The organism is Providencia sp. wls1943 (genome assembly GCF_009706275.1).
In the GTDB taxonomy this organism is placed as follows: Bacteria; Pseudomonadota; Gammaproteobacteria; order Enterobacterales; family Enterobacteriaceae; genus Providencia; species Providencia zhijiangensis.
This window is the reverse complement of sequence record NZ_WLTU01000004.1, coordinates 105094-128498: the sequence shown is the minus strand read 5'-3', so window position 1 is coordinate 128498 and position 23405 is coordinate 105094. Positions and strand designations below refer to the sequence as shown.

Genomic DNA, 23405 nt, shown 5'->3' with positions numbered 1-23405 from the left:
TAAAACTTTTATTTAAATGGATATCTGTATGAAAAATCTTTTTCGTCACGGACGGCTGCTTGTCGCCGTCAGTTTGGCATTAACGTCATTATCTAGCGCGGCATTAACACAGTCTGACGTGGACAGTATTATCAAGCCGTTAATGAAACAGCAGCAAATTCCAGGCATGTCAGTAGCAATTTCCGTTGATGGAAAACACTTTATTTACCATTATGGAATCCAATCCAAGCAGACCAAAGTCCCTGTCACCGATAATACGCTGTATGAAATTGGCTCTTTATCAAAAACATTCACGGCAACGCTAGCTTCCTATGCCCAAGGGCAAGGTAAGCTCGATTTTTCTCAGCCCGTGAGCCACTATTTGCCAGAATTAAAAAATACGGTATTTGATAAAGTGACAGTGATGAATTTAGCCACACATACTTCTGGCTTATCTCTCTTTGTTCCCAACACCGTGACGAATAGTGCTGAGTTAATCCAGTATTATCAACAATGGTCTCCAGAAAAACCGATTGGTGAATATCGTTCTTATTCGAATCTCGGAGTGGGTTTATTGGGAATGGTTACCGCAAAACAGCTGGGAACGACATTTTCGCAAGCGACAGATAACATGATGTTACCTGCTTTGGGGATGAAACATACCTATTTGCAGGTTCCTCAACATCAGCAACAGAATTATGCTCAAGGTTATAATAAGCAACATCAACCTGTCCGCGTAACCCCAGAGATCTTAGATAATGAAGCCTACGGTTTGAAATCGACAGCTAAGGATTTGATTCGTTTTCTCGATATCAATATGCAAGTTGTCGACGTGAAGAAATCTTGGCAGGAAGCGGTCGAAGATACCCATACGGGTGTGTATATGACGGATTCTTTTGTGCAAGATTTAATGTGGGAAAGTTATCCATGGCCAGTCTCTTTGGATCAATTGCAACAAGGCAACCGTGATGATATGGCGCTTAAACCACAAAAAGTTGAAGCTATTCAACCACCACTGCCACCAGAGTCTGCTGCGTTCTATAACAAAACAGGCTCCACCAACGGGTTTGCAGCTTATGCAGCCTTTATTCCCGACGAAAAAATTGGCATCGTGCTGCTCTCTAACCAATGGTACCCAATCCCTGAGCGCATCAACGCCGCCTACCAGCTAATCGAAAAAGTGAAACACTAGCCCTGTGAAATATGCAGAATCTGGAATCTGGAATCTGGAATCTGGAATCTGGAATCTGGAATCTGGAATCTGGAATCTGGAATCTGGAATCTGGAATCTGGAATCTGGAATCTGGAATCTGGAATCTGGAATGTTTTAAATAACTATCTAATAAACATCCAATGTTCTAAATAATTCACGTTGTGGCTAGGCGTCAAACGAGGTTATCTCGGGGAGCATACAAAAGTATGTGACCCGAGTGACCGAGAGCAGACAACAAAGCCACGGCGTGAAGTATGACGAACATTTAGATGACCCGGGAGAATTGGCGAACACGCATTTGACTTCTAAGATAAACATCAAAACACATACACACATTACGAATCAGCAATCGCCCGCGCGGCGTGACTTTTATCCCCGTTTCACTGACTTCCACCAGCCCATCTTCTGCCATTGGTTTGAGTAGTTCCAGGTCTTCTTTGAAATAGGTTTTGAAGTCAATTGGGTAGAGCGCTTCAATTTGCGCAAAGTTCAATTGGAAGTTGCAGATCAATGTTTTGATTACGTCACGGCGCAGGCAATCGTCATCTGTTAGCACTAATCCACGCCATAGGGCATGCCCTTTTTCTTCCACTTGCGCGTAGTAGGTTTTTAAATCTTTCTGATTTTGGGCGTAGTTATCGCCGAGCATACTGATCGCAGATACCCCTAATCCTAATAAATCGCAATCCCCTTGGGTGGTATAACCTTGGAAATTACGATGTAAAATTCCTTCTCGCTGTGCCACTGCCAGTTCATCTTCAGGGCGAGCAAAGTGATCCATCCCGATAAATTGATAACCGTCGGATGTCAGCGTTGCGATAGTATCTTGCAGAATATCCAGTTTTTGCTCTGCCGTTGGCAGGTCTTCATCTTTGATTTTACGCTGCGCCGCAAATAAATTCGGCAAATGTGCGTAGTTGAAAACGCTTAAACGATCAGGCGCAAGCTCCGCCACTTTTTTCAATGTAAACGCGAAGCTTTCAGGGGTCTGTTTTGGTAAACCGTAAATCAGGTCGATACTGGTTGAAGTGAAGCCAGTCTCTTTCGCACGTTTAATTAGCGCAAAAATAAACTCTTCATCTTGCTCGCGGTTAACCAGAACTTGCACTTCTTTATTAAAGTCTTGGACACCCATGCTTAGACGGTTAAAGCCTTCACTGCGCAGATGGTCAATCATGTCGAGTTCGATTTCACGGGGATCGACTTCAATGGACATCTCCGCATCCGGCGCAAAATGAAAATGTTTTTTCAGCAAGCCAACTAAATGACTCACTTGTGCCTTGTCTAGATACGTTGGTGTACCGCCGCCCCAGTGCATTTGAGTCACTGTACGATTTTTAAGTAACGCAGCACGCTGGATAATTTCTTTTTCAATGACTTCTAAATACTCATCCGCTTTATGTTTTTGGCGAGTGACTAGCTTATTACAGCCGCAGAAATAGCACAGTTTGTGGCAAAATGGGATATGCACATACAGAGACAAAGGACGGTCAGGATAACGTTGAGTTGCCTCAATAAAAGCCTGTTCGTTGTAGTCTTGATTAAACTCTAAGGCTGTTGGATAAGAGGTATAACGCGGGCCTGAATAGTTATATTTCTGGATGAGAGAGAGATCCCAAACAATATTTTGCTCTGACATTGATATTCCTTAATTGACCACAAGCTCGAAAGCATCACTGTTAATTATATCTCTTTAGATTATTTTTTAGCTATTTATGTAAAGAGTCTATACCGCAAAGATTATAGCGATGTTAGGAAAAACAGATCTGATGCAACATCAAAGAAAAGGAAGATAAGCGAGAAATTAAGCAGCGTTCCTCCCGCTTAGCACGAGAGGAACAAATAGAGAGGTAATTATTTACTTTTTAAGATGCGCATAATGTCATCAAATTTCTCTTCTTCCTCTTCATCACCGTCTTCGTCCGCATATTCGATACCGAGGATATTCATCAGTTCATCGATGCGATCTAAGCAGGTATCAACATATTGCTGCTCTTGCGCAGTGATGGTTTCGCCATCTTCTAGGCGTGCCAGAATCGCATCTAAGCGATCGTTGCTTTCTAGCATTTCCAGTTCTTTTTCTGGCGTCAGTTTTTCTTTAGCAACTGGCTTTTCTTTCACGACAGGACGCACTACCGGCTGGTTACTTTCAACCACCAATGGAATTGGTTTTTTACTACCAATACGTGGGTCAGCCTGAACATTTTGTCCATTTTTTTGACCATTCGAAGCACCATCTTGGTTACGGCTACCAGACTTATGCCCGCGATGTTTTTTCTCGCGTTTACGCTCACGGCCTTCTGCGTTGAGCTCTTCTTTCGTCTTACGGTATTTTTTCTTCAGTTTTGCGGTCGGTTTTTTCGGTGAATTCATGGTTTGCTACCTTGATAAAATCAGTTTCTGCTGCGGAATCTAGCAGGATCCCTTAAGCAGCGAAAGCACTACTTTGCAATTTAGGTGAATTTTATCTCACTTTGCATTCGCAACAGTACTTTAATGATTATACCTTAAATAATTTGAGTTGCATGCAAGCAACAAAAAGGGAAGCCCGTTGAAGGGTCTTGCACTCAGAATAGAGATTTATGTTTTGAGCGATATTCTAGGTAATTCAAGTTGCCTAAGCATTCCAATGCTCTCAATAGCTGTATCACCAGGGGGCAAAAATAGAGAGTCACCTTGAGCAATGCTCTAAATAGTTTGTGCTGTAGCAAGGCGGCAAGAGTTGCTAATCCCTAGGAGCATACACAAGTATGTGACTAGGGTTAGCAATTGAAGCCAACGCCGCTACAGCGCAAAATATGACGAGCATTAATATTAGGCGTCGACGAGAACCATTTTGAGTAAGAACATCGCTGCGACTAAAATCACACACAGACCCAGATCACGCCAACGCCCTGTACCAATCTTCATCGCACAGTACGCAATAAAGCCTAACGCAATACCTTCGGTAATCGAGAAACTAAATGGCATCATGACCGCAGTAATAAACGCCGGAACGGATTCCGTTAAGTCATCCCATTTCACGCGCGTTAAGCTTGAAGTCATCAGAACGCCAACATAAATCAGCGCGCCTGCGGTTGCATAAGCAGGAACCATGCCTGCCAGCGGAGAGATAAACATGGTCAACAGGAATAACACACCAACGACAATCGCGGTTAAACCTGTACGACCGCCCACCGATACCCCTGAAGAGCTTTCGATATACGCTGTTACGGACGAAGTCCCCATTGCAGAACCAGCCACCGAACTTAAGCTATCCACATACAACGCTTGCTTCATGCGAGGGAAAGTCCCACGCTCGTTGGTAATACCGGCTTTGTCTGTTACCCCAATCATGGTGCCCGAGGAGTCAAACAGGTTTACCAACATAAAGGCAAAGATAACCCCAGAAAGTGCCAGATCCAGTGAGCCAGCAAAGTCCACTTGGCCAACAACACTGGTAATACTTGGTGGCATTGAGAAAATGCCTGTATATTTCACATCGCCCAGCGCTAAGCCAATCAGCGTCGTCACGGCGATAGACACCAATACTGCCGCATGAATATTACGCGCCGCTAAAATGGCAATAATGAAAAAGCCTAATGCCCCTAACCACACATTATGGTGAGTTAGGTTACCAATCGAGACTAAGGTATCTGGGTTTGCGACGATAATACCGGAGTTCTTCAGTCCCATCATGGCGATAAACAGACCGATACCGCTGGTGATCCCCACGCGTAAACTCAGAGGAATATTCGCGATAATCCAATAACGAATCCGGAATAACGTCAGAATAAATAAGCCCACTGCGCCCCAGAATACCGCGCCCATAGCGACTTGCCATGAATAGCCCATCGCCCCAACGACCACAAAAGCAAAGAAAGCGTTTAGCCCCATCGCAGGTGCAACGGCGATAGGTAAGTTTGCCAGTAAGCCCATTAAAATACTGCCGATGGCTGCAATTAAACAGGTAGTTACGAATACCGCTTTGATATCCATGCCAGCGACGGACAAAATTTGTGGGTTAACGAAAACGATATATACCATCGTCAGGAAGGTGGTGAACCCTGCAACAAGCTCTGTTCTTGCGGTGGTACCGTGTTCTTGTAATTTAAACACACGCTGAAACAGACCCTGCGATTGCGAGGAGCCAGATGATTGATTAGTCATTAAAATGCGCCTTGTCGAAATGTCATGCCCTAGATTGCCAATGGATGCGTGGTGGGCACGAAAAAAAGTTTTTTTCGGCTCATGGTACAACTAAACGGTCCAAAAGAAAACGATTGCGTCATTTTAAATAAGTCGCATTTCCTAACTGACTGATACTGTAAATGAATATCGAGGGAGATATGGCGGTTGTCACACCGCCATTGAGGAATTTCGCCGCCTTTGTACGATTAAGAAAGCGCAATCAGCTTTTGACGGCGCCAAAACAGCCAACCACGTTTTGCTGAACGGCTGCGCGTTGCACTTTTATCACTGAGTCTTTTCGCCACTTGATTGGCAATAATTTCTACTGACAGGCACATCACAAAGTAGATAAATGCCACAAACAGGAACACCTCCAACGGATAGATCATTTCACGGTTATTCACCTGTGTGGCTAAGAATGACAGCTCCGCCACTCCTACAATATACGCCAGGGAGGTATCTTTAATTAACGCAACCCATTGGTTAATAAAGGAAGGCACCATCATACGTAAGGCTTGAGGTAACACCACATTCCAGAGAACCTGCCAACGATTAAACCCTAACGATAACCCCGCGTTCCATTGCCCTTGACCGATAGCAAGAATTCCCGCTTTCACACCATGCGCTAGATAGGCTGAAGTGATCAACGCCAGTGCACATACTACCGCCGCAACGCCTGGAATTTCGGTTCCGAAGACAATCGGCAATAGAAAGTAAGTCCAAAAAATCAACATAATGACGGGAATGGCACGGAAAAACCCTAAAACAGCGGCAAAAAGGTTCATCCAGAAACCACGTAGCATCGCCAGTGCAATACCGCCCAATGTACCGAGGACAATAGATGCGGCGCCAGCCAATATGCTCATAATTAGCGTTAGAGCGGCTCCTTCCAATGGTCCATCAGGGTAAGCCCCAAATAGCAAATATTGCCAGTTGTCTGTAATGATTGAAAAATCCATCTTATACCCCCTGAGCCAACTGACGCTGTTGTCGCCACTGACCCCAGCCTTCCATAAAGGCGATAATTGCGATGTACAGTACTGTTGCTAAACCAAATGCAGCAAATGTTTGTAATGATTGACTATCCACTTGGCGTGATACATAAGAGAGCTCCGCTACCCCGATCGCCATGGTTAATGATGAGTTTTTGACGACGTTCATGTATTGCCCTAACAGTGGCGGTAACGCGATTTTTACGGCTTGCGGTAAAATCACTAAACGCATGGACTGCCATGAAGTCAGTCCTAAAGCGAGAGCCGCTTGTTTCTGCCCTTGGCGCACTCCTCGGATACCTGAGCGAACTTCTTCCGCAATGAAAGGTACGGTGTATAGCGTCAAACCGACAAATCCCGCCAAAAACTCAAAGGATGGCCAGCTTAATGTCATCCCTAAAAATTCAATTTCATGAGGCGTATTCAGCCATTCCATCGCTGATTCAGGGAGAATCTCTCCCGAGGCGAAGTACCAGAAAAACAGTTGCACCAATAGCGGCGTATTACGGAAAATCGAAATATAAACAGTCACAAACCAGCGTAGCGGCGCAATTTGACTGTCTCTTGCTGAAGCAGCAATAAAACCTAATAGCGTGGCAGCGATGATCGTACAAATCGAGATCCAAACTGTGAGCAAAAAGCCATAGCCAAACCACTCAAGATATTGTGGTGCTAGTAGATGCGCAGACCAGAAGTCACCGCTAAAAAATTTGTCGAACATATTTCGCCTCGCTATAACTGACAACCCCTGCAACATGGCAGGGGCGTTTACTCTCACTAAACGACATCATTAACTTAAGATTTAGGCTGTTCGCTCAAAGGGGCAAATTTGAATTCACCGCGTGGTTGTGCCGCTTTGGTGTCTGGACCAAACCAACGGTTATAAATTTCATTCGCTTTGCCTTCTTTCTCCAGTTTCAGCAAGGTGGCGTTTACGTTCTCAATTAAACGTGTTTCCCCTTTGCTCGCGCCTAACGCTTGGTACTCTTTTGTTAAGCTAAACGGTGAAATTTCAAAGTCTGCTTTCACTTTTTCTGGCAAGTTACCTAGCAAGCCCACCAGTTTAGCGTCGTCTTGGGTGATCGCTTGTACGTTACCGTTACGCAGCGCTGCGAAAGCTTGCGGGGTATCGTCGTAAGAGATGACTTTGGTATTCGGGAAGCGTTCACGCAGAGTCACTTCCTGCACGGTGCCTTTATCTGCACCAATACGCAGTGGGGCGATATCTTCAGGGGTTTTCAGTACGCCTTTACGAGCGATAAATTTTTGCCCTGTTGCAAAGTCAGGAATGGAGAAATCCACCTGTTTTGCACGTTCGTCTGTAATTGTGAAGTTGGCACCAATCAGGTCAACTTTGCCGGATGTTAGCAGTGGAATGCGGTTAGCCGGGTTGGTTGGACGCAGCTCTAATTTCACGCCAAGATCATCCGCAATCGCTTGAGCGATATCGATATCATAGCCGGCGAGTTTTTTGGTTTTAGGATCAATAAATCCGAATGGGGGATTACTGTCAAAAACAGAAATGCGGATCACTCCCGCTTGTTTAATATCATCTAATTTATCTGCGCTAGCGACATTCGCTGTCAGCGCCAGACCTGCAACTAAAAGTGCGGAAGTAAGAAAACGAGCTTTCATTGAATACCCCTAACGGTAAATTTGTGTAAATCGACCATCACAAGCTATCAACTATTTCTTAGCACTTGAAATAATATTAAATAATATATTTATATCAATTTGGAATATGCATGGACATAAAAAAAGGGGTGAAAATCCATCGGAGCGACCCCTAAAATGTTGCAGATTAAGACTCTTATCGAGCAAGAAGAAAATGAAGAAGATGAACACTGAGGTGCGAACACCTCAGTGGTTTAACAATTACTCTTTATTGCTGTCTTTCGAGCTAGTCAGCATTCTTTCAAGGCTGTCCCCACCCACATGGCGGAAATCTTGCCCTTTAACATAGTAGAAAATAAATTCACAAATGTTCTGGCAACGGTCACCGATACGCTCAATGGAGCGAGCACAGAACAGCGCGGTTAAAACGCTTGGAATGGTACGCGGATCTTCCATCATGTACGTCATTAACTGACGAACAATCCCTTCGTACTCTTGGTCTACCTTTTCATCTTCACGATAAATACGGATAGCTTCTTCCAAGTCCATGCGCGCAAAAGCATCCAGCACGTCATGCAGCATTTGCACGGTATGGCGACCTAATGATTCCAAGCTCACCAATAATGGCTGGTGCTGCTGAGAGAATTTTTCCAGTGCGGTTTGGCAGATTTTATCCGCGACGTCACCGATTCTTTCCAGTTCAGCGATAGTTTTTGAGATTGCCATAATCAAACGTAAGTCGCTTGCGGTTGGCTGGCGCTTCGCGATGATTTTGACGCACTCTTCATCGATTGCCACTTCCATCATGTTGACTTTGTGGTCGTTGGCAATCACTTCTCGCGCTAGGGCTTCATCCTGATTATGCATCGCAGTGATAGCCTTGGTGAGCTGCTCTTCAACTAGCCCCCCCATGGTCATCAACTCAGTATGGATATGTTCCAGTTCAGCGTTGAACTGCCCTGATATATGTTTGTTGTGGTTCAGCGTATCCATCGTCGGCTCCATATCAACCGTAGCGGCCAGTAATATAATCTTCAGTTTGTTTCATTTCTGGGGTGGTGAACATCTTGTCAGTGTTGTTAAATTCCACCAACTCACCCAAGTACATAAATGCCGTGTAATCAGAGCAGCGTGCCGCTTGTTGCATGTTGTGGGTCACTATCACCACCGTGTATTCTGACTTCAATTCCGTGATCAGCTCTTCAATACGCCCCGTTGAAATTGGGTCCAGAGCAGAACATGGCTCATCAAGTAACAGAACTTCTGGGCGAATAGCGATACCGCGCGCAATACACAGACGCTGTTGCTGACCACCAGAGAGGCTGTAGCCGCTTTGGTGAAGTTTATCTTTGGTTTCATTCCACAGTGCCGCTTTTGTCAGTGCCCACTGCACACGCTCGTCCATTTCGACGCGGGACAGCTTTTCAAACAAACGCACACCGAACGCGATATTGTCGTAGATAGACATTGGGAATGGCGTGGGTTTTTGGAACACCATACCGACTTTCGCACGTAATAACGCGATGTCTTGTTTGTCAGTCAGGATGTTTTGACCATCCAGTAAAATTTCGCCTTCAGCGCGTTGCTCGCCATACAGTTCGTACATTTTGTTGAAGGTACGCAGCAGCGTGGATTTACCACAACCTGATGGGCCGATAAACGCGGTCACTTTGTTCTTTTCAATGTCTAAAGAGATATTCTTCAGCGCGTGAAACTTTCCATAGTAGAAGTTAAGGTCACGAACTTTAATTTTACTGTTTGCAATATCGTTTGCATTAATCATGGCTACTTCTCTCTATCAATTCTTTTATTCGTCTGGGGTTAGTGTTTTTTCTGTGCAAACACAACACGGGCAATGATATTGATTAACAGGACACATAAGGTGATTAGGAGAACCCCTGCCCATGCTAATTGCTGCCATTCAGAGAACGGACTCATTGCAAATTTGAAGATAGTGACGGGTAAGTTAGCAATTGGCTCATTCATGTCGGTACTCCAGAATTGATTCGACAGTGACGTGAACAGCAGCGGTGCGGTTTCCCCAGCAATACGCGCAATAGCCAGCAAAATACCAGTAATAATCCCAGATACAGATGCTTTTAATGTAATGGATAAAATCATTTTCCATTTTGGCGTGCCCAGTGCATATGCCGCTTCACGCAGGCTATCAGGCACGAGCTTCAACATGTTCTCAGTGGTACGGATAACAATTGGGATTTGCAGTAATGCAAGTGCAATCACCCCTGCCCAACCCGAGAAATGCTGCATTTGAGCCACCACAATGGTGTAAACAAACAGACCAACCACAATTGAAGGCGCAGATAACAGAATGTCGTTAATAAAACGCGTCACCGAAGCTAACCACGACTTACGACCATATTCCGCTAAGTAGATACCCGCTAAGATCCCTAATGGTGTTCCGATAACGGTCGCCCATAAGATTAGCAATCCACTTCCCACAATGGCGTTCGCCAAACCACCGCCTTCTGTATTTGGCGGCGGTGTCATTTCAGTAAACAGATTGAGGGACATGCCATCAATCCCTTTGGTTACCGTGGAGAATAAAATCCACACTAACCAGAACAAACCAAATGCCATCGTCAGCATAGAGACTAATAATGCCATTCTGTTGACTTGACGGCGCCATGCTTGGCGGCGTGCACGTTCTTTTTGATTCACTACAACAGGTTCAGAAATCGACATATTAGCGTCCCTCATTCTTAGCAAGGCGCATTACCATCAGCTTGGAAATCGCCAGAACGATGAAGGTAATCACAAACAGAATTAAACCAAGTTCCATCAGTGCCGCTGTGTGTAAACCACTTTCCGCTTCAGCAAATTCGTTCGCCAGCGCAGAGGTAATACTGTTACCCGGCATAAACAGTGAAGGGCTATCGAGCTGGTAAGTGTTACCAATGACGAATGTCACCGCCATGGTTTCTCCCAGAGCACGACCTAACCCCAGCATCACTCCGCCAATCACTCCATTACGGGTATAAGGCAGAACGATATTCCAAATCACTTCCCATGTGGTACAGCCAATTCCGTAGGCTGACTCTTTCATCATCACAGGAGTTTGTTCAAATACATCGCGCATTACCGAGGCAATATAAGGGATGATCATAATGGCAAGGATAATACCTGCCGCAAGAATACCGATACCAAATGCTGGGCCTGAGAACAGTTCGCCAACAATTGGAATGCTCGACATGACATTACCAACGGGTTCTTGGAAGTATTCTGCAAATAACGGTGCGAAGACAAAGAGTCCCCACATACCATAAACAATACTTGGGATTGCAGCGAGAAGCTCAATCGCAATACCTAATGGGCGTTTTAACCAGTTAGGTGCTAGCTCTGTTAAGAATAATGCGATACCAAAACTCACGGGTACGGCAATGATCAGAGCGATTAATGATGTGACGATGGTGCCGTAGATAGGCACTAATGCACCAAATTGTTCTGCTGGCGCATCCCACTCTTTATTCCACAAAAACGAAAACCCGAATTTCTGCATACTTGGCCAAGATGCGAAAATCAGGGAAATAATAATGCCACCAAGCATGAGGAGAGTGATTAGCGCTGCTATTTTGACTAATGCACTAAAAATCACGTCGCCCGATTTACTAGGGGCTTTGAATGCCGTTATTTTTTCGGCCATGCGCTTTGTTCTCATTCCATGCCTACTTTTCAGTAGGACTTACGTTACTACGGTGAATAAGCGGGAGCTATTCCTCAGCCCCGCTTACCCTTTTCCAACCCGAGGGGCACTTAGAACAGTGCTTTACCTTGGCTATCTTTTACTTCTGTTTTCCATGCTGCACGTACTGCGGTCACAACTTCTTGAGGTAACACAGCGTAATCTAATGCTTCTGCTTGTTTACCACCTTTGTCGTAAGCCCAGTTGAAGAAATCAAGAACCGCTTTACCTTTCTCAGCATCCGCTTGTTGCTTGTGAACTAAAATGAATGTGGTCGAGGTAATTGGCCATGCGTTAGCACCTTCACGGTTAGTCAGGTCTTGTGCAAATGATTTAGACCAGTCCACTTTTTTCGCTGCTGCGCTAAAGCTTTCACCTGTTGGTGAAACTGGCTGACCATCTGCAGAAACCAGCTTAGTATACGCAAGATTATTCTGTTTTGCGTAAGCATATTCTACATAGCCGATAGAGCCTGGCAGACGTTGAACAAAGGCTGCAACGCCGTCGTTACCTTTACCGCCTACGCTGTTTTTCGGCCAGTTAACCGTTGAACCTGCACCAACTTCATCTTTCCAATTTGAGCTAACTTTTGCTAAGTAGCTTGTGAAGACGAATGTGGTACCAGAACCATCAGAGCGGCGAACCACAGCGATATTTTGGTCAGGTAATTTTACGTTTGGATTCAATTTTGCGATAGCTGGGTCATTCCATTTAGTAATTTTACCTAAGTAGATGTCGCCCAGAGTTTTACCATCAAGAACCAGCTGATTAGATTCGATGCCTTTAACGTTTACCGCTAAAACCACGCCACCAATCACGGTTGGGAATTGGAATAAGCCGTCTTCTTTGAGTTTTTCATCAGTCAATGGTGCATCAGACGCACCGAAATCAACTGTTTTTGCATTAATTTGTTTTACACCACCAGAAGAACCGATCCCCTGATAGTTAATTTTATTACCTGTTTCTTTCTGATAAGTATCTGCCCACTTCGCATAAACAGGAGCAGGGAATGTCGCGCCAGCTCCGGTCAGGCTGGTAGCAGCAAAAGAAGACATTGCAGTCAGAGATAAGGTTGCTGCCATTACGCTTGCTAGTGTGGTACGCATCATTTTCATAATCCCTCCGGGGATGTAAGAAATAATCAAGTATTAAATTATTGGGTGTATGTCACGGTAGGGAAAATAGGACAATTGAGTTACGGCAATATGTCAGGTTTATGACAGTTTTATGACATTTGCGGATTTTATCGACATGATTAAGTGTAGCAGAATGGGATGAAAATAATTTTTTTCTTATTTTTCAACTAACTAAATAAGATTAATGAATATGACAGCTTAGCGTTTGGAATATGACATATTGTCATAAATGAAAAAATTTCTTTCTCTTTTTCTCGTTCTATCTTTCTATCTTTCTATCTTTCTATCTTTCTATCTTTCTATCTTTCTATCTTTCTATCTTTCTAACACAGTATATCTCTAAGTATTTCAGCTTGTAGGTAGGCGACAAGCAAAGATATCTCAGGGAGCATACATGAGTATGTGACCTGAGTAGCTGAGCGTAGTCAACACCCCTACAAGTTGAAATACGACGAGATACGGCAAGTGAAGATATCCCTAGGAGCATACATGAGTATGTGACCTGAGTAGCTGAGCGTAGTCAACACCCCTACAAGTTGAAATACGACGAGATATCAGTCTTCGCGTTCTTTTAGGGGGAGAAGGGCTCTAATAGCAAACCCGCCACGCTCACTTTTATGGATCTCAATATTCCCTTCGTGAGCATCTATAATTCTGCGAATTATTGCAAGCCCCAGCCCTGTACCTTTGTTGCTGCGGGCTTTTTCACCCTGTACAAACGGCTGGAATAGGCGTTGAATGTCTTCTTCTTTGATCCCTGCACCGTCATCTTCAACTTGGAACCAAACGTAATCTTCGTTTTTACCACTGCTGACTTTGATCCAGCCATTTCCGTAGCGATAAGCGTTGACTATCATGTTGGTAATCGCGCGTTTGATAGCAAGATGGTTACCATTAAACATCACTGGCCCTGGGACTAAATTGGTTTCAATTTCTCCCACGACGTTGGTTTCAGCAACAACAGCCTCATTGAGGATGGTGTTAAGGTCGCAGAACTCCATATCCATCTCTTGCCCTGTTTTAAGGTAAGACATGAATTGACCGATGATTGCGTCACACTCTTCAATATCTTTATTGATAGATTCAGCAAGATAACCATCTTCAGGCCCCATCATTTCCGTTGCGAGACGAATGCGGGTTAGTGGCGTTCTAAGGTCATGACTGACCCCTGCCATTAATACTGTACGATCATTTTCGAGGGATTTTATCCCTGCCGCCATATGGTTGAACGAACGAATAGCCGCACGCACCTCAGTGGCACCTTTCTCTTGCATCGGCGGCATAACATGCCCCTTACCGACCTCACCCGCGTGATACTCCAGCTCTAATAATGGCTTGTTTTGATAGCGAATATAGAGCCAAACCCCCGCAAAGATAGTGAGGAAGACCGTGAGTGTATAGCGGAAAACTTGAGAAAACTGATTCTGACCGATTTCGGTGAGTGGAACGCGCACCCAAATATCCGGTGCTAGGTAGGATGTTAACCACAATATCGGATACTCACGCCCAAGTTCCAGATGCACGCTGGCCTTACCACCTAAGTATTCCGACATGTTTTCACTTAGAAAATCATACTCTTTTGCCCAGTTTAATCCCTCTTCCATCGCCGCTGAATGGGCGTAAAAGGTAATCCCAAGCTCATTGTAGATTTTTTTACGTAATGCGGGTGAAACTCGTACTGAGGTTCCATCTTGTAGAACCATTTTCTCTGTCATTAATGTTCGCACTTCATAAGCAAGCACTTTATTGAACTGCTGTAAGCTTGGCATCACAACAAAATTCAATACAACCATGTAGCTGGTCACAAGGCTTGCGAACAGGAGCGCAACGAACAAAAATAACGAGCGAGAAAATGTACTACGTCGTGAGAACCTCAGTCGCTTCATGCTTTACTTCCATCTGGAACAAATACGTATCCTAAGCCCCAAACGGTTTGAATGTAACGTGGGTGCGCAGGATCTTCTTCAACCATACGGCGTAAACGTGAAATTTGAACGTCGATAGAACGTTCCATCGCACTGTATTCACGACCTCGAGCCAAACTCATCAGTTTGTCACGAGATAATGGTTCGCGTGGATAAGAAACTAATACTTTCAACACCGCAAACTCACCACTGGTTAATGGCATATTCTCTTCGCCTTGGAACATTTCACGGGTTCCGAGGTTCAGTTTGAATTTACCAAAAGTGATGACGGCATCATCTTGCGATGGCGCACCCGGTAACTCGTTCGCTTGGCGACGCAGCACCGCACGAATACGCGCTAACAGTTCACGAGGGTTAAACGGTTTAGGGATATAGTCATCCGCACCAATTTCTAAGCCCACAATACGGTCAACTTCTTCGCCTTTCGCGGTAACCATAATGATTGGAATTGGGTTGTTTTGACTACGTAAACGACGGCAAATAGATAAGCCATCTTCCCCAGGAAGCATTAAGTCCAATACGATTAAATGAATAGATTCCCGCGTTAGAATTCTGTCCATCTGTTCAGCATTCGCTGCACTTCTTACCTGAAAACCCTGCTCGGTGAGGTAACGTTCAAGCAGAGCACGTAAACGCATATCATCATCGACGACGAGAACTTTATAACTTTCCTGCATTTATAGCCCCCAAAGTGTGGAATTTTAGAATTATTCTGCTGATGAAAGTAACAAAAATAATATTCATGCCATTAATTTACCATTAACACTAACTTTAATGAATCATTTTACCCTTTAACTGATTAATGGTTTATAGCTAATCTCTAGCACAAAATACGTGACTTTTCCGCCCGGCGTGGTAACGACCACTTCATCATCAACCTGCTTGCCAATTAATGCGCGAGCGACTGGTGAATCGATAGAAATCCACTGCTTAGCAGGATCAAATTCATCAGCCCCCACTAACCGGAAAATTCTGATATTTTCATTATCATCTTCAAGCTTAACCCATGCGCCAAAAAATACACGCCCCTCTTGTCGAGGATCGGGTTCAACAATTCTAAGCTGATCCAATCTTTTGGATAAAAAACGAATACGGCGGTCTATTTCCCGCAACCGTTTTTTACCGTAGATATATTCTGCGTTTTCGGAACGGTCTCCCTGAGCTGCTGCTTCAGAGACGGATTGTGTTACTCGAGGGCGCTCTTCTTTCCAAAGATACTTAAGTTCTTTGTCTAAAGCGTCCCATCCTTCACGGGTAATTAAAAGGCTCTTATTCATCTCATTAAAGGTATATAAATCGGATAATTATAATATTTTATAAAATATAATCTGCGACTTGCCTACCACTAGGCAAAAATTCTGTCTGGCAATTCTGTCTACCAGCAAGTATAACTGTGCAGTCTATTTTCACTGTTCTTTGAGTAGGTATTTAAACACGACATGAATGAAACTCTAAGCCAAATTATTGCGGCCGAACTACAAGCCCAACCAAAACAGGTGTTTTCAGCCATTACATTATTGGATGAAGGCAATACCGTCCCATTTATCGCCCGCTACCGTAAAGAGGTTACGGGGGGATTGGATGACACTCAGCTACGTCAGCTAGAGAGCCGTTTAGGGTATTTGAGAGAGTTAAACGACCGTAAGCAAACCATTCTAAAATCCATTGAGGAACAAGGTAAGCTTACTCCAGAACTCGCTTCTGCCATCAATACAACGCTGAATAAAACCGAACTCGAAGACCTTTACCTTCCTTACAAACCAAAGCGCCGTACTCGTGGGCAAATTGCTATCGAAGCGGGCTTAGAACCCTTAGCGGATACGTTGTGGAACGATCCGAGCCAATCACCGGATACACTTGCACAAAGCTATATTGACGCAGATAAAGGCATCGCGGATACCAAAGCCGCTTTAGATGGTGCTCGCTACATCCTAATGGAACGTTTCGCCGAAGATGCATCCTTATTAGCGAAAGTTCGCGACTATATTTGGAAAAATGCGCACATTGTTTCTGTTGTTGCTGATGGCAAACAGACTGAAGGTGTGAAATTTAGCGACTATTTTGATCACCATGAACCCGTTGCTCACGTTCCTTCACACCGCGCTTTGGCCATGTTCCGTGGTCGCAATGAAGGTGTTTTGCAGTTATCCCTCAACTGTGACCCTCAGTTTGAAGAGCCGCCAAAAGAGAGCTATTGCGAAGAAATTATTACTCGCCATTTAGATGTGCGTTTGAACAATGCCCCCGCTGATCAATGGCGTAAAGCCGTCATCAGCTGGACTTGGCGAGTCAAAGTGCTACTGCACTTAGAAACTGAAATCATGAGCGCCCTGCGCGAGAAAGCGGAAGAAGAAGCGATTAACGTATTTGCCCGTAATCTTAGTGACTTATTGATGGCAGCTCCTGCGGGTATGCGTGCCACGATGGGGCTCGATCCGGGCTTACGTACAGGTGTAAAAGTGGCAGTCGTTGATGCGACGGGTAAAGTGATGGCGACGGATACCATTTACCCGCACACTGGCCAAGCTGCCAAAGCGGCTGCTATCGTGGCAGCATTATGTCAAAAATATCACGTCGAGCTGGTCGCGATTGGTAACGGAACCGCATCACGAGAAACGGAGCGCTTCTTTGCTGAAGTACAAAAACAGTTCCCTGACATCACGGCACAAAAAGTGATTGTCAGTGAAGCAGGCGCCTCTGTTTATTCTGCTTCTGAACTGGCAGCATTAGAATTTCCTGACTTAGACGTATCTCTGCGTGGCGCGGTTTCTATTGCTCGCCGCTTACAAGACCCACTAGCTGAGCTGGTGAAAATCGACCCGAAATCTATCGGGGTCGGCCAGTACCAACATGATGTTAGCCAAACTCAGCTAGCCCGTAAGTTAGATGCGGTCGTTGAAGACTGCGTAAACTCCGTCGGCGTAGATTTAAATACCGCTTCTGTGGCGCTACTCACCCGTGTTGCAGGGTTGAGCAAAATGATCGCGCAAAATGTTGTCGATTGGCGCGATGCGAATGGTCAATTTAATGACAGAAAACAGTTGCTCAAAGTCGCTCGTTTAGGGCCAAAAGCCTTTGAGCAGTGTGCTGGTTTCTTACGTATCACCAATGGGGATAACCCACTGGATGCCTCAACGGTTCACCCAGAAGCCTACCCAATTGTTGAAAAAATCCTTGAAGCTGTGCGCCAGCCACTAAAAGAAATTATGGGCAATTCACAGGTATTAAATGGCTTAAGCCCACGTGAATTTACCACCGAACAGTTTGGGGTTCCTACCGTTACAGACATCATTAAAGAGCTGGAAAAACCGGGTCGTGACCCACGCCCTGAGTTTAAAACGGCGACCTTTGCTGACGGTGTCGAAACAATGAATGACTTAACACCGGGAATGATCTTAGAAGGCGCAGTGACTAACGTCACTAACTTCGGGGCATTTGTGGATATTGGTGTTCATCAAGATGGTCTGGTGCATATTTCTTCCCTTTCAAACAGCTACGTTGAAGATCCTCACAAAGTTGTCAAAACGGGTGACATTGTGAAAGTCAAAGTGCTGGATGTGGATATTGCTCGTAAGCGTATTGCACTCACTATGCGCTTAGATGAACAAGCAGGTGAAGGTAGCAGCGCACCTCGCAGTGCGGCTCCAGCGCAAGATAGAAATACCCGCAAAGCCCCTGCTTCGCGAGGGAATGCACGAGGAAATTCATCATCTAACTCTGCGGCGTCTAGCAACAGTGCGATGAGTGATGCACTGGCTGCCGCTTTTGGTAAAAAACGCTAAGACATGATGCCCTTGCCGTTTCATCGGTAAGGGCATTTATTAAAATGCATTTAATCATCTCTCAGTATTTAATTTAAACATATTCCATTTTTCTTATAAAAATAAATTAAATAACTAATTCAATTTATTATCTGCATTTTGTCTTATTTAATTATATTAGTTAACAATACTAACATCTGTATTTTAGTTTTAAAAAACGCCACCAACTAAATCCCTTTTTGATCCACATCATTTAATATTGCCCGAAAAAGAGGCTAAATATAACCATGGTAGATGATTATGATTCTCATTGTTAATTAGATTTAATTTTATCTTCCACTTTATTTCTTTTAAAGATAACCACTTTTATAATAATAATTATCAATATTATTCTTAATAACACTCTCTGTAATTTAACATCGTAATTTTCATGTTAAATCAACAGAATAAACCGTAATTGGAAGGTACTATGTCCATACTTCCTCAATGCAGTTATAAAATACTTGGCTTTTCACCAGAGATAAGTCCAGCCTATCGCCAAAAACTGCTTTCCCTTGGTCTGCTCCCAGGCTCAGTGTTCAAAGTTGTGCGCGTAGCGCCGTTTGGTGATCCTGTGCAAATTGAAACTCATCGCGTCAGCTTAGTATTACGCAAAAAAGATTTAGCACTCATTAACTTAGATGAAGCGCAAACGAACTAATTATTTTTGGATTAATTCCAATAAAGATTTTCATTTTCACGACTGGCATACACACTATGAAACCATTAACTATCGGCCTTATTGGCAACCCTAACGCAGGTAAAACAACCTTGTTTAACCAGTTAACAGGGTCACGTCAGCGCGTCGGTAACTGGGCAGGAGTGACCGTCGAACGTAAAGTTGGACGCTTCCACACCCCTGAACACAAGATTGAACTTGTTGATTTACCAGGTACTTATTCCCTTACGACTATTTCAGAGCAAACCTCTCTCGATGAGCAAATCGCCTGCTACTTTATTTTAAGTGGCGAAGCCGACATGTTGATCAACGTGGTGGATGCCTCAAACCTCGAGCGCAATTTATATCTGACATTACAACTTGTTGAGCTAGGTGTTCCCTGCATCGTCGCACTGAACATGTTGGATATAGCCAAAAGCCAACATATCGATATCGATGTAAAACAGCTCGAAAAGCAGCTCGGTTGCCCAGTGATCCCAATGGTCTCTACCCGTGCAACAGGCCTTGAACAGCTCAAACAAGCGATTGATAGCCATCCTCAAAATAGCCAACAAGCCCTAGTGCAATATCCACCACAACTGTTACAAACCGTGGATATGCTTTCAGAGCAAATTTCTGCTCAGCAATTTAGTCAGCAGCAGCGCCGTTGGTTAGCTCTCCAAATTTTAGAAGGCGATATTTATAGCCGCCAGCGAGCTGATATCTCCGAACAAGTATTTGCTGAAACTCGCCTTAAACTCAAAGAGACCTTGCAAGAAGAACCTGAATTACTCATTGCAGATGCTCGCTATCAATCCATTGCCTCAATTTGTGACGCCGCGATTAATAACAGTGCCGCTGAGCCGAATAAACTCACTCAAGCGCTGGATAAATTTATCTTGAGCCGCTGGCTTGGCGTGCCAATTTTCTTGTTCGTGATGTACCTGATGTTCGTCCTTGCGATCAATATCGGTGGCGCTTTACAGCCGTTCTTTGAAGGGGCGTCTGAGGCTATCTTTATTCATGGCATTCAATGGATTGGTGCAACCGCAAACTTCCCTGATTGGTTGACCATTTTCCTTGCTCAAGGTGTTGGCGGTGGTATCAATACGGTTCTGCCACTAGTACCACAAATCGGTATGATGTACCTGTTTTTATCTATTTTGGAAGACTCCGGCTATATGGCTCGAGCGGCTTTCGTGATGGATAGACTGATGCAAGCGCTGGGTTTACCGGGTAAATCTTTTGTTCCTTTGATTGTTGGCTTCGGTTGTAACGTACCTTCCATCATGGGCGCACGCACCTTAGATGCACCTCGTGAACGCTTGATCACTGTGCTTATGGCGCCGTTTATGTCCTGCGGCGCTCGCTTAGCTATTTTCGCAGTATTTGCAGCGGCGTTCTTTGGTAAAAATGGCGCAAGCGTCGTGTTTTCCCTCTACATTCTCGGTATTGTCGTGGCAATCCTAACAGGCCTGCTACTGAAACATACCTTGATGCGCGGTGAAGCATCCCCGTTTGTGATGGAACTGCCGGTCTACCATGTACCTCATGCAAAAACATTGCTCATCCAAACTTGGCAGCGTTTAAAAGGCTTCGTGATCCGTGCGGGTAAAGTCATTGTGGTGGCGAGCATTTTCATTGGCGCGCTAAACAGCTTTTCGTTATCCGGTAAGCCTGTGGACAACATCAATGATTCCGCGCTGGCTTCCGTCAGTAAAGTGATCACTCCAGTATTACAGCCTATTGGTGTGCACAATGATAACTGGCAAGCAACTGTCGGTTTGATCACTGGTGCAATGGCTAAAGAAGTGGTTGTTGGGACCTTAAATACCCTGTACACCGCCGAGGCGATCACCAGCGAACCTTTCGATGCCGAATCTTTTGACCTGCTCGATGAGTTAGGTGCAGCAGTCACGGATACATGGGATAGCTTAAAAGAGACATTCTCCATCAGTGCATTATCCAACCCAATCGAAGCGAGTATGGGTGATGCCGAGATGGCAACAGGCTCCATGGGTACCATGGCGGCGAAATTTGGTTCGGATATCGCAGCGTATAGTTACTTAATCTTTGTGCTGCTGTATGTGCCTTGTGTGTCAGTAATGGGGGCAATCGCCCGTGAAACCAACAAAAGCTGGATGACATTCTCTATTCTGTGGGGATTAAACGTGGCTTATAGCCTCGCAGCACTGTTCTATCAAGCTGCCACATTTAGCGAACATCCACAAAGCAGCTTGGTCATAATTGGTGCTGTGCTGCTGTTTAATATTGTACTCATCACCCTCCTACGCCGTATGCGCAGCCGTGTGACGTTCAATATTAAATCCAAAACAGCGCAACAGTGTTCTGGTTGTTCTAACAACAGTTGCCACTAAGGAAAATACGATGGCCAGCTTGCTACAAGTCCGAGATTTAATTGCATTATATGGGCAAGCTGACATTGCGCTTCTGAGTTCTCAACTAAACGCCCCTGCTGCACTGGTGAATGCGATGGCTGAAAAGCTGGTCAGCATGGGGAAAATTGAAAAAGTCGATGTAAGCGCGTGCCTTACGGGTACCAGTTGTAAAGGATGCCCCGAGAGTCACGATTGCTCACATTTTGTCTATAAGATTAAATAGTGGTTTTCATCTCAGCGAATCAGCTTCTAATGCACTGATTTAGCTCAATGACTTCGCAAACTGAATCAATGTTTCACAAAACTCATCGGGATGAGAAATAAACGGCGCATGGGCGCTATTGCGCATCACAACGGATAATGAATTAGGATACAACTCGTCTAATTTCCCTACGATTTTACGCGGAACCAAGCCATCTAAATAACCATAAATGCGTAAGAAAGGCACCTGTAAATGAGTGAGTTCCTCACGTAAATCTTCAGTACGTAAAGATTCCAGCCCCATATTCAAGGCTTCAACCGATGGCATTGGCAGCGCCAATACTACAGATTTCAATGTACGCGCATCCTCACGGGCGCTTTCAGTTCCCAATGTTTGCAGTGCTAAAAAACGCTCAACGGTACGCTGGAAATTTTCAGACAGCATCTGTTCAAAATTAAGTAAGACTTCAGGTTTGATACCTTGCCACTCATCATGAGCACCAAAGCAAGGGGAAGATGCTACGGTGATTAAGGCTTTTACCTCATTTGGGTGATCGAGCGCGATACGGCTTGCCACTAACCCACCGAGTGACCATCCCAGCCAAATCGCATTTTTAGGCGCCTGTTCCCAGACAACATCAGCCATGGATTGAATACTCATTGGCGTAAAATCATGGCTACGCCCATAACCCGGTAAATCAACTAAATGGATGCGAAATTGCGAAGCCAGTCGAGGAATAATTGTTTGCCAGACTTCGGCGTTCAATCCCCATCCGTGCAGTAACACAATATCTTGTTTTCCTTCACCCACTGTCTGCCAATATAGCGTCGCCATGATTACACTCTCTTCAATATTATTTTCATTCTGATTTTTCAATCTAGGACTCGCCTATGCTAGCAATGGAAGGGGTCTGTTGGCTATGCCGACAGTTATTAAAAATTCCCCATCAAGGGATATGTAGCTTTTGTATCAAAAGCTTACCGCCAATGCCGAAAGTTTGTCCACAATGCGCTCTCCCGAGTGAATATCACCAATTTCCTTGCGGACGCTGCCTTGTGCAGCCACCACCTTGGCAGAAGCTAATTACCGTAACGCCGTATCAAGCGCCATTACGCCAGCTTATCCATCAATATAAATTTCGTTATCGACCCCAGCTTGCCATCCCTCTGACGCGAGTGTTTTTACTTTATTGGTTGAATGGATATCGCCAACGGCAATGGAAAAAACCCGACTTATTGATAACCATTCCTCCCCATCCTCGACGATGTTGGCATCGAGGATTTGATCACATGGCATTAATTGGTGGTAATTTGACCACATGGTTAAATATTGCCTATTCACAAAATTCATTATTGCGCTCTCGTGATACACTGGCGCAAGTTTCATTAACACGTAAACAGCGCCGCAATAACCTAAAAGAGGCATTTACCCTTGAAACTTCGGTTTCAGGTCTACACATAGCTATTATTGATGATGTGATTACAACTGGCTCAACCATGCATGCAGCCGCTCAATTGTTGATTTGTGCGGGAGCGCATACTGTTGACGCGTGGTCACTCTGTCGCACCTTGTAGGATGGGTGTAAATGGGCGTATTATAACCAACTAAAGCAGTCAA

Annotated in this window: 21 protein-coding genes; 6 read left to right on the top strand and 15 right to left on the bottom strand. The window is 44.6% G+C overall.

What is annotated here, in order from left to right:
• Positions 1-28 precede the first annotated feature (28 nt).
• A complete protein-coding gene (gene ampC, locus GKR48_RS01375; protein WP_230088554.1) occupies positions 29-1171 on the top strand; it encodes a class C beta-lactamase in 1143 nt (380 codons plus the stop codon).
• 286 nt (positions 1172-1457) lie between these two features.
• On the opposite strand, the gene hemN is transcribed toward ampC, so the two are convergent.
• The 14 genes from hemN to greB all read right to left on the bottom strand — a co-directional run bounded on the left by hemN (position 1458) and on the right by greB (position 16006).
• Entirely contained in the window at positions 1458-2831 is a 1374-nt protein-coding gene (gene hemN / locus GKR48_RS01370; RefSeq protein WP_154626397.1) for an oxygen-independent coproporphyrinogen III oxidase, read from the bottom strand.
• Between the two features lie 215 nt (positions 2832-3046).
• Entirely contained in the window at positions 3047-3565 is a 519-nt protein-coding gene (yihI, locus tag GKR48_RS01365) for a Der GTPase-activating protein YihI (RefSeq protein WP_154626395.1), read from the bottom strand.
• Positions 3566-4006: 441 nt separating this feature from the next.
• Positions 4007-5341 (bottom strand): NCS2 family permease, encoded by a 1335-nt coding sequence (locus GKR48_RS01360; RefSeq protein WP_154626393.1) that lies wholly within the window; start codon positions 5339-5341, stop codon positions 4007-4009.
• A 227-nt stretch (positions 5342-5568) separates the two neighbouring features.
• A complete protein-coding gene (locus GKR48_RS01355) occupies positions 5569-6321 on the bottom strand; it encodes an amino acid ABC transporter permease (protein ID WP_154626391.1) in 753 nt (250 codons plus the stop codon).
• Between the two features lies 1 nt (position 6322).
• The gene (locus GKR48_RS01350) at positions 6323-7075 is read right to left on the bottom strand and encodes an amino acid ABC transporter permease (protein WP_154626389.1); all 753 of its coding nucleotides are present in this window, start codon (positions 7073-7075) and stop codon (positions 6323-6325) included.
• A gap of 74 nt (positions 7076-7149) precedes the next feature.
• A complete protein-coding gene (locus GKR48_RS01345; RefSeq protein WP_036948477.1) occupies positions 7150-7989 on the bottom strand; it encodes an ABC transporter substrate-binding protein in 840 nt (279 codons plus the stop codon).
• A gap of 240 nt (positions 7990-8229) precedes the next feature.
• Positions 8230-8961: a phosphate signaling complex protein PhoU gene (gene phoU, locus GKR48_RS01340; RefSeq protein WP_154626387.1), complete on the bottom strand. Its 732-nt coding sequence runs from the start codon at positions 8959-8961 to the stop codon at positions 8230-8232.
• Positions 8962-8974: 13 nt separating this feature from the next.
• A complete protein-coding gene (gene pstB, locus GKR48_RS01335) occupies positions 8975-9751 on the bottom strand; it encodes a phosphate ABC transporter ATP-binding protein PstB (protein ID WP_154602252.1) in 777 nt (258 codons plus the stop codon).
• A gap of 38 nt (positions 9752-9789) precedes the next feature.
• On the bottom strand, positions 9790-10671 hold the full coding sequence (gene pstA / locus GKR48_RS01330; protein ID WP_036948467.1) for a phosphate ABC transporter permease PstA: 882 nt from the start codon (positions 10669-10671) through the stop codon (positions 9790-9792).
• 1 nt (position 10672) lies between these two features.
• The gene (gene pstC / locus GKR48_RS01325; protein ID WP_154626385.1) at positions 10673-11629 is read right to left on the bottom strand and encodes a phosphate ABC transporter permease PstC; all 957 of its coding nucleotides are present in this window, start codon (positions 11627-11629) and stop codon (positions 10673-10675) included.
• A gap of 110 nt (positions 11630-11739) precedes the next feature.
• On the bottom strand, positions 11740-12783 hold the full coding sequence (pstS, locus tag GKR48_RS01320) for a phosphate ABC transporter substrate-binding protein PstS (RefSeq protein ID WP_154626383.1): 1044 nt from the start codon (positions 12781-12783) through the stop codon (positions 11740-11742).
• A gap of 575 nt (positions 12784-13358) precedes the next feature.
• Entirely contained in the window at positions 13359-14690 is a 1332-nt protein-coding gene (envZ, locus tag GKR48_RS01315; protein ID WP_154626381.1) for a two-component system sensor histidine kinase EnvZ, read from the bottom strand.
• Positions 14687-15406, bottom strand: a complete 720-nt coding sequence (gene ompR, locus GKR48_RS18105) for an osmolarity response regulator transcription factor OmpR (RefSeq protein ID WP_154626379.1) — start codon at positions 15404-15406, stop codon at positions 14687-14689. Before ompR ends, envZ begins: the two co-directional genes overlap by 4 nt.
• Positions 15407-15520: 114 nt before the next feature.
• Positions 15521-16006 carry a transcription elongation factor GreB gene (greB, locus tag GKR48_RS01305; RefSeq protein ID WP_036948453.1) on the bottom strand — a complete coding sequence of 162 codons (486 nt, stop codon included), beginning with the start codon at positions 16004-16006 and terminating at the stop codon, positions 15521-15523.
• A gap of 162 nt (positions 16007-16168) precedes the next feature.
• Here greB and GKR48_RS01300 point away from each other — a divergent pair, with 162 nt between their 5' ends.
• The 4 genes from GKR48_RS01300 (at position 16169) to GKR48_RS01285 (ending at position 21809) form a co-directional block, all read left to right on the top strand.
• Complete coding sequence (locus GKR48_RS01300; protein WP_154626377.1) at positions 16169-18511, top strand: Tex family protein; 2343 nt, start codon at positions 16169-16171, stop codon at positions 18509-18511.
• A 448-nt stretch (positions 18512-18959) separates the two neighbouring features.
• Complete coding sequence (gene feoA / locus GKR48_RS01295; protein ID WP_154626375.1) at positions 18960-19190, top strand: ferrous iron transporter A; 231 nt, start codon at positions 18960-18962, stop codon at positions 19188-19190.
• Positions 19191-19246: 56 nt separating this feature from the next.
• The gene (gene feoB, locus GKR48_RS01290; protein ID WP_154626373.1) at positions 19247-21565 is read left to right on the top strand and encodes a Fe(2+) transporter permease subunit FeoB; all 2319 of its coding nucleotides are present in this window, start codon (positions 19247-19249) and stop codon (positions 21563-21565) included.
• A gap of 10 nt (positions 21566-21575) precedes the next feature.
• Complete coding sequence (locus tag GKR48_RS01285; protein WP_154602247.1) at positions 21576-21809, top strand: FeoC-like transcriptional regulator; 234 nt, start codon at positions 21576-21578, stop codon at positions 21807-21809.
• A 39-nt stretch (positions 21810-21848) separates the two neighbouring features.
• Here the strand turns inward: GKR48_RS01285 and bioH are convergent, their stop codons facing one another.
• Positions 21849-22622, bottom strand: coding sequence for a pimeloyl-ACP methyl ester esterase BioH (bioH, locus tag GKR48_RS01280; protein WP_154626546.1), 774 nt, complete (start codon positions 22620-22622; stop codon positions 21849-21851).
• 56 nt (positions 22623-22678) lie between these two features.
• Between bioH and GKR48_RS01275 the strand changes: the two genes are divergently transcribed.
• Complete coding sequence (locus tag GKR48_RS01275) at positions 22679-23362, top strand: phosphoribosyltransferase family protein (protein WP_154626371.1); 684 nt, start codon at positions 22679-22681, stop codon at positions 23360-23362.
• The last annotated feature ends 43 nt before the right edge of the window (positions 23363-23405 follow it).

Coding starts and splice junctions, on each gene's coding strand:
- phoU (WP_154626387.1), bottom strand. CDS start 8,961: ATGGATACGCTGAACCACAACAAACATATATCAGGGCAGTTCAACGCT.
- feoA (WP_154626375.1), top strand. CDS start 18,960: ATGTCCATACTTCCTCAATGCAGTTATAAAATACTTGGCTTTTCACCA.
- greB (WP_036948453.1), bottom strand. CDS start 16,006: ATGAATAAGAGCCTTTTAATTACCCGTGAAGGATGGGACGCTTTAGAC.
- bioH (WP_154626546.1), bottom strand. CDS start 22,622: ATGGCGACGCTATATTGGCAGACAGTGGGTGAAGGAAAACAAGATATT.
- yihI (WP_154626395.1), bottom strand. CDS start 3,565: ATGAATTCACCGAAAAAACCGACCGCAAAACTGAAGAAAAAATACCGT.
- envZ (WP_154626381.1), bottom strand. CDS start 14,690: ATGAAGCGACTGAGGTTCTCACGACGTAGTACATTTTCTCGCTCGTTA.
- GKR48_RS01275 (WP_154626371.1), top strand. CDS start 22,679: ATGCTAGCAATGGAAGGGGTCTGTTGGCTATGCCGACAGTTATTAAAA.
- ompR (WP_154626379.1), bottom strand. CDS start 15,406: ATGCAGGAAAGTTATAAAGTTCTCGTCGTCGATGATGATATGCGTTTA.
- GKR48_RS01300 (WP_154626377.1), top strand. CDS start 16,169: ATGAATGAAACTCTAAGCCAAATTATTGCGGCCGAACTACAAGCCCAA.
- ampC (WP_230088554.1), top strand. CDS start 29: ATGAAAAATCTTTTTCGTCACGGACGGCTGCTTGTCGCCGTCAGTTTG.
- GKR48_RS01355 (WP_154626391.1), bottom strand. CDS start 6,321: ATGGATTTTTCAATCATTACAGACAACTGGCAATATTTGCTATTTGGG.
- GKR48_RS01350 (WP_154626389.1), bottom strand. CDS start 7,075: ATGTTCGACAAATTTTTTAGCGGTGACTTCTGGTCTGCGCATCTACTA.
- pstB (WP_154602252.1), bottom strand. CDS start 9,751: ATGATTAATGCAAACGATATTGCAAACAGTAAAATTAAAGTTCGTGAC.
- feoB (WP_154626373.1), top strand. CDS start 19,247: ATGAAACCATTAACTATCGGCCTTATTGGCAACCCTAACGCAGGTAAA.
- pstA (WP_036948467.1), bottom strand. CDS start 10,671: ATGTCGATTTCTGAACCTGTTGTAGTGAATCAAAAAGAACGTGCACGC.
- GKR48_RS01360 (WP_154626393.1), bottom strand. CDS start 5,341: ATGACTAATCAATCATCTGGCTCCTCGCAATCGCAGGGTCTGTTTCAG.
- pstS (WP_154626383.1), bottom strand. CDS start 12,783: ATGAAAATGATGCGTACCACACTAGCAAGCGTAATGGCAGCAACCTTA.
- GKR48_RS01345 (WP_036948477.1), bottom strand. CDS start 7,989: ATGAAAGCTCGTTTTCTTACTTCCGCACTTTTAGTTGCAGGTCTGGCG.
- GKR48_RS01285 (WP_154602247.1), top strand. CDS start 21,576: ATGGCCAGCTTGCTACAAGTCCGAGATTTAATTGCATTATATGGGCAA.
- pstC (WP_154626385.1), bottom strand. CDS start 11,629: ATGGCCGAAAAAATAACGGCATTCAAAGCCCCTAGTAAATCGGGCGAC.
- hemN (WP_154626397.1), bottom strand. CDS start 2,831: ATGTCAGAGCAAAATATTGTTTGGGATCTCTCTCTCATCCAGAAATAT.